Below are 5,290 nucleotides of genomic sequence, written 5' to 3' on the forward strand. Positions count from 1 at the left end.
GGCCGGGCCCGCTGCCGGGCCCGGCCGACGGCATGGACGGGCAGCCGATCACATGAGCATCAAGTGGTTCCTTTGGCAAATCCGACTACCCATCGACCGGCGAGGATGGCGCAAAACCGCGTTGCGAACCCGCCGGATCAGCTGTGAATGTGATCCCGTCCGTCACTCCAGCAACAGACCGCATACCGCGTGCGAGCGTTCGCACCAGTACACGGCTGTTCTGTCGACAAAGGAGAGCGCGCACGACATGAAGCAGAAGAAGACCTATGTGAAGCCCGCCCTCTTCGATCAGGGGAGCTTCCGCAGGAGGACCGCGGGCTACTTCGTCGGGAAGTACAAGGAGTACTTCAGCCGCCGGTTCGTCTGACCGTCCCGTGACGAAGAAGATGCCCGGTCATCTGCGTGACTTCTTCGCGGTCCTCCCGGACACGGCCGGGGGACAGGCCGTGGCCGGGCGTCTTCGCCCGGACGGGACGGCGGGCTCGGCCGCGGACACGGGGACCGTCCGCCACCCCTCCGGGCGCCCCTGGATCGTCTTCCGCCTCCCCTTCCGTCGGATCAGCCACGTCACGCGCGGCGACGACTCCCTCGTGCTGATCGGCCCGGCCCGCGTCCCCGGCCCCGTCCTCCGCGGCGTCCTCGGTCCGGCCCGCGACACCGCCGACCTCCACCGCCGGCTGACCCGGCTGCCCGGCATCCACCACGTCGTCTCCCGGGTGGGGGACGACGTCTGCGTGCGGGGCACGGCCTCCGGGCACCGGCGCGTCTACCACGCCCGGTGCGCCGGCGGGCGCGTCGCCTCCGACCGGCCCGCCCTCCTGGCCCACCTCACCGGGGCGGGGATCGACGACGCCGCGCTCGCCCTGCGCCTGCTGGACCTCGTCCCGCACCCGCTGCGGCACCGCCCCCTGTGGCGCGGTCTGGAGGAGGTCGATCCGGCGTACGCGCTCAGCCTGCGCGACGGCCCCGGAGGCCCCCGCCACACCGTGTGGCGCTGGTGGCGGCCACCCGAGCCGGAGCTCGGCACGGAGCGGGGCGCCCCCCTCCTCGCCGCCGCGCTCGCGGACTCCGTCCGCGCCCACCTGGCCGGGCACACCCGGATCAGCTGCGAACTCTCCGGCGGGCTGGACTCCACCTCCGTCGTCTTCCTCGCCCGGCGGGCGCCGGGCGAGCGGGAGACGGCGCTGCTGACCGTCGCCGCGCGGGACGGCCACTCGGAGGACGAGATGTGGGCCCGCCGGGGCGCCGAGGACGCCCGCCGCGTCACCGGCCGGTCCGTAGAACACCATGTCGTCCCGGCCGGCGACGCCCCGCTGTTCTACGCGGACCTGCGGGGCAACGCCCGGGAGCTGCTGGACGAACCCTTCCCCGTCGCCCCCGCGCGGGCGAGGGCGTACCTGCTGCTCAGCCGCGCCGCCGCCACCGGCTCCCGGTACCACCTCACCGGCTACGGCGGCGACGAGCTCTTCAACGGCCTGCCCTCGGCCTGCCGGGACCTGTTCCCGGGCAGCCCGCTGAAGGCGTGGAACCGGATCGGCGCGCTGCGGCACCAGCACGGCTGGCCCCTGTGGCCCACTCTGCGCGGTCTGCTGGCCCGCCCCTCGTACGCCGCCTGGCTGGCCGGCTCCGTCACCCGCGAGCCGCCCGCCGACCGCGGTCCGCTGCTCTCCTGGGGGCCGCGGCAGTCCCTGCCGCCCTGGCTCACCGGCGAGGCCGGGGCGCTGATCCGGGGCGAGCTCCGCTCGGCCGCCGGGCACGCCGAGCCGCTGAGCCCCCGCCCCGGGCGGCACACCGACCTCGACACCATCCGGGTCGGCGCCCGCGGTTTCCAGGCGCTGGAGGACGTGGGCGTCACCGCGGGCCTGCCGGTGGCCGCGCCGTTCTACGACGACCGGGTCGTCGAGGCCGTGCTCGCCGTCCGCGCCGAGGACCGGGTCGTCCCCTGGCGGTACAAACCGCTGCTGGTGGAGGCCATGCGCGAGGCGGTACCCGCCCGCCTGCTGGCCCGGACCACCAAGGACCATATGTCGGCCGACGACGTGCGCGGGCTGCGCGAGCACTCCGCCGAGCTGCGCGCGCTGTGGGAGGACTCCCTGCTCGCCCGGCGCGGACTCGTCGACGCCGCCCGGCTCGGGAGGCTGGCCGACGACCCGTACTCACCCCTCCTCCAGCGGTACCCGGTCGATTCCACGGTCTCCTGCGAGACCTGGCTGCGGACGGCCGAGGACGCCTGGCCGGCCGGGGAGGACCACCGCGATCCCGACAGGAGCGAGGAGACCCCGTGAGGCTCAGACAGGGTGTGGCCATGACCACCACCGAGTACGGCGCCGTACTGCTCGACGAACGCAGCGGTGCCTACTGGCAGTTGAACGAGTGCGGCGCCGTCGTGGTGGACGCGCTCGCCCGGGGGCGGGGCCGGGAGGCCGCCGTGGAGCGGTTGCTGGAGGAGTACGACGTCGGCCGCGCCGAGGCCGAGGCGGACGTCGCGGAGCTGACCGGCCGGCTGGTCGAGGCGGAGCTCCTCGCGCCGTGACCACCGAGATGACCATGCCCCGCCGCGGCTCCGGCTCCGGCGGCCTCCGGGTGCGCACGGCCGTCGCCGCGGCCCTGGTGCTGAGCCGGCTGCGCCCGGGACGGCTGCGCCGGGTGCTGGCCCGGGTCGGCCGCGGCGCCCGTCCCGCCGGGTACGAGGAGACCCTGCGCGTGTACGAGGCGGTGGTCGCCGGCAGCCGCAGATGCGCCGGCTGGTACGGCTGCCTGCCGCGCTCCATCGCCATCGCGCTGGTCTGCCGGATGTCGGGGGTGTGGCCCGACTGGTGCGCGGGGGTGCGCGGCGCGCCGCCCTTCTCCGCGCACGCCTGGGTGCGGGCCGGGGGCAGGGCGGTCGGGGAGCGGGAGCCGGACGACCTGCGGCCCCTGATGACGGTGACGGCGGGCGGAGGGGACGGCGGTGACTCAGGCGAAGGCCCCGGTGGATCCGGCGGCGGACCGGGGCGTGGACAGGGGCGCGAAGCCTCCGGCGGGGACGGCGGCGGCCCGGGAGGGGACGGGCGAGCCGGGCCGGCCGGGGCCGGCCGGTAGTCCCCCGCCACTGCGGCTGCTCCTGGAGCGGGTCCGGCCGCACCGCCGGGCACTGGCCGGCGGAGGGCTCCTGTCCCTGCTCGGCTCCGGCGCGGACCTCGCCATGCCGATGATCGCGAAGCACGCCATGGACGCCCTCGCGGACGGCCGCTCGCCCGTCCGCCCGCTGATCGCCCTCACGCTCGTCGTGCTGCTGGGGGCGTTCCTCGCGGCGGCCGGCAGGTATCTGATGGCACGCACCGGCGAGGCCGTCGTCCTGCACGCCCGGCGGCGGCTCGTCGGCCGGATGATGCGGCTGCGGGTCGAGGACGTGGACCGGCTCACCCCCGGCGATCTGCTCTCCCGCGCCACCGGCGACACCTCGCTGCTGCGCACCGTGCTCTCCCGCGACATCGCCGACACCGTCACCGGGGTGCTGGTCCTGCTGGGCACCGTGGTCCTGATGGCGGTCGTGGACCTCGTCCTCCTCGGGGTGACCCTCCTCGCCGTACTCCTCGCCCTGGGCCTGCTCGGTCTGCTCATGCCGAGGATCCAGCGGGCGCAGCACCAGGCGCAGGAGGCGGTCGGCGCGATGGGCTCGGCACTGGACCGCGCGCTGCAGGCGTTCCGCACCGTCAAGGCGAGCGGGGCCGAGGAGCGCGAGAGCGCCGCCGTCGCCGGTGCGGCGCGCCGGGCCCACGACCGCGGTGTGGCGGTGGCCCGGTGGAACTCGGTCTCCGAGGTCACGACCTCCGTGGCGATGCAGTTCGCCTTCCTCGCCGTACTGGGGGTCGGCGGTGCCAGGGCCGTCTCCGGGGCGATGGAGATCTCCTCGCTGGTCGCCTTCCTCCTCTACCTCTTCACCCTGATGGGCCCCCTCGGCCAGCTCACCGACGGCTGGAGCGGCCTGAGCGGCGGACTGGCCGCGGTGCGGCGCATCCGGGAGGTCGAGGAGCTGCCGCGGGAGTCCGGGGAGCCGGCGCCGAAGAAGCCGCGGCCGGGGGGACCGGCGCCGCTCGGTGTCGTCTTCGAGGACGTGGTCTTCGGATACGGCGGGCGCGGCGAGGGCCGCCCCCCGGCGCACCGGGGGGTGACCTTCGAGGTGCCCGCCGGCGGCCTGACGGCGCTCGTGGGTCCCTCCGGCGCCGGGAAGTCCACCGTGTTCGCCCTGCTGGAGCGCTTCTACGAGCACGACGCGGGCACCGTCGCCGTCGGCGGACGCGACATCCGCCACTGGCCGCCGGCCGAACTGCGGTCGGCGATCGCCTATGTCGAGCAGGACGCGCCCGTGCTGGCCGGGACCCTGCGGGAGAACCTGCTGCTGGCCGCTCCGGACGCCGCGGAGGAGGAGGTGCGGCGCGCGGTGGCGCGCACCCGGCTCGACGGACTCGTCGAGCGGCTGCCCGGCGGTCTGGACACGCGGGTCGGCCACCGGGGGGTGACGCTGTCGGGCGGCGAGCGCCAGCGTGTCGCCATCGCCCGGGCGCTGCTGCGCAAACCCGGGCTGCTGCTGCTCGACGAGGTGACGTCGCAGCTGGACGCGGTCAACGAGGAGGCGCTGCGCGCGGTCGTCATGGAACTCGCCGCCGAGACCACCGTCCTGGCCATCGCGCACCGGCTCTCCACGGTGGTGCGGGCCGACCGCATCGTGGTCATGGAGGACGGCCGGGTCCGTGCGGTCGGCCGCCACCGCGAGCTGCTGCGCTCGGACGCGCTGTACGCCGGGCTCGCCGCCGCACAGCTCGTGGCGGGCCGCTCCCCCGCCCGGCCCGCGGAGGACTCATCCCGTCCCGCGTGAGCACCGCACGGCAGCACGGCGGGGCCGGCACGGCGGGTCGGCCGGCACGCAGAAGCGCCCCGGACGACGAGTCCCCCCACGGGCCCGTCGACGGGGCGCCTCCTTTTCCCGGACATGGACTCCCCCCACGGGATCCTGGCCGGGTGTCTGCCGGGCGGCGCACGGGCGGGAGGGCCGCTCAAGCTCCCCCGGGGCACACCACCTGCGCGGACCACCGTCCTCGTCCCCCACAGACGAACACGGCGGGCGGCGGCGGCTCCGCCGGAGTGCCGACGCCACCCCATAAGACACACGAGGCCGCCGAATGGTTACCCCCTTTTCCGTGTGACGTACATCACTCTTCTTCACGCCTCCTCCACCGCTCCTCCACGCCGGGCACACACCGCGGGCCCGCCGGGCGGCCCCGCCCGGCGGGCGCGGGGGGCGCGGGGG

At 75.9% G+C, this 5,290-nt stretch carries 5 protein-coding genes; all 5 read left to right on the forward strand.

The window, feature by feature from the left end; translation table 11 throughout:
* The first annotated feature begins 247 nt into the window (after positions 1-247).
* From AC2CJA_RS23845 to AC2CJA_RS23865, 5 genes are read left to right on the forward strand one after another with little or no spacing between them, the layout of a single operon-like run.
* Positions 248-367, forward strand: a complete 120-nt coding sequence (locus tag AC2CJA_RS23845) for a keywimysin-related RiPP (RefSeq protein WP_484604739.1) — start codon at positions 248-250, stop codon at positions 365-367.
* A gap of 7 nt (positions 368-374) precedes the next feature.
* The gene (locus AC2CJA_RS23850; RefSeq protein ID WP_484604740.1) at positions 375-2,285 is read left to right on the forward strand and encodes an asparagine synthase-related protein; all 1,911 of its coding nucleotides are present in this window, start codon (positions 375-377) and stop codon (positions 2,283-2,285) included.
* Positions 2,282-2,533, forward strand: coding sequence for a lasso peptide biosynthesis PqqD family chaperone (locus AC2CJA_RS23855; protein WP_484604741.1), 252 nt, complete (start codon positions 2,282-2,284; stop codon positions 2,531-2,533). Before AC2CJA_RS23850 ends, AC2CJA_RS23855 begins: the two co-directional genes overlap by 4 nt.
* Positions 2,530-3,081 (forward strand): lasso peptide biosynthesis B2 protein, encoded by a 552-nt coding sequence (locus AC2CJA_RS23860; protein ID WP_484604742.1) that lies wholly within the window; start codon positions 2,530-2,532, stop codon positions 3,079-3,081. Before AC2CJA_RS23855 ends, AC2CJA_RS23860 begins: the two co-directional genes overlap by 4 nt.
* Positions 2,972-4,858, forward strand: a complete 1,887-nt coding sequence (locus AC2CJA_RS23865) for an ABC transporter ATP-binding protein (RefSeq protein WP_484604743.1) — start codon at positions 2,972-2,974, stop codon at positions 4,856-4,858. Before AC2CJA_RS23860 ends, AC2CJA_RS23865 begins: the two co-directional genes overlap by 110 nt.
* Positions 4,859-5,290: the final 432 nt, after the last annotated feature.

The sequence above is a fragment of the Streptomyces sp. ATLC9 genome (genome assembly GCF_057196705.1).

What these genes read in the sequence shown, in the direction of transcription:
- AC2CJA_RS23845 (WP_484604739.1), top strand. Translation starts at nt 248, where the DNA reads ATGAAGCAGAAGAAGACCTATGTGAAGCCCGCCCTCTTCGATCAGGGG.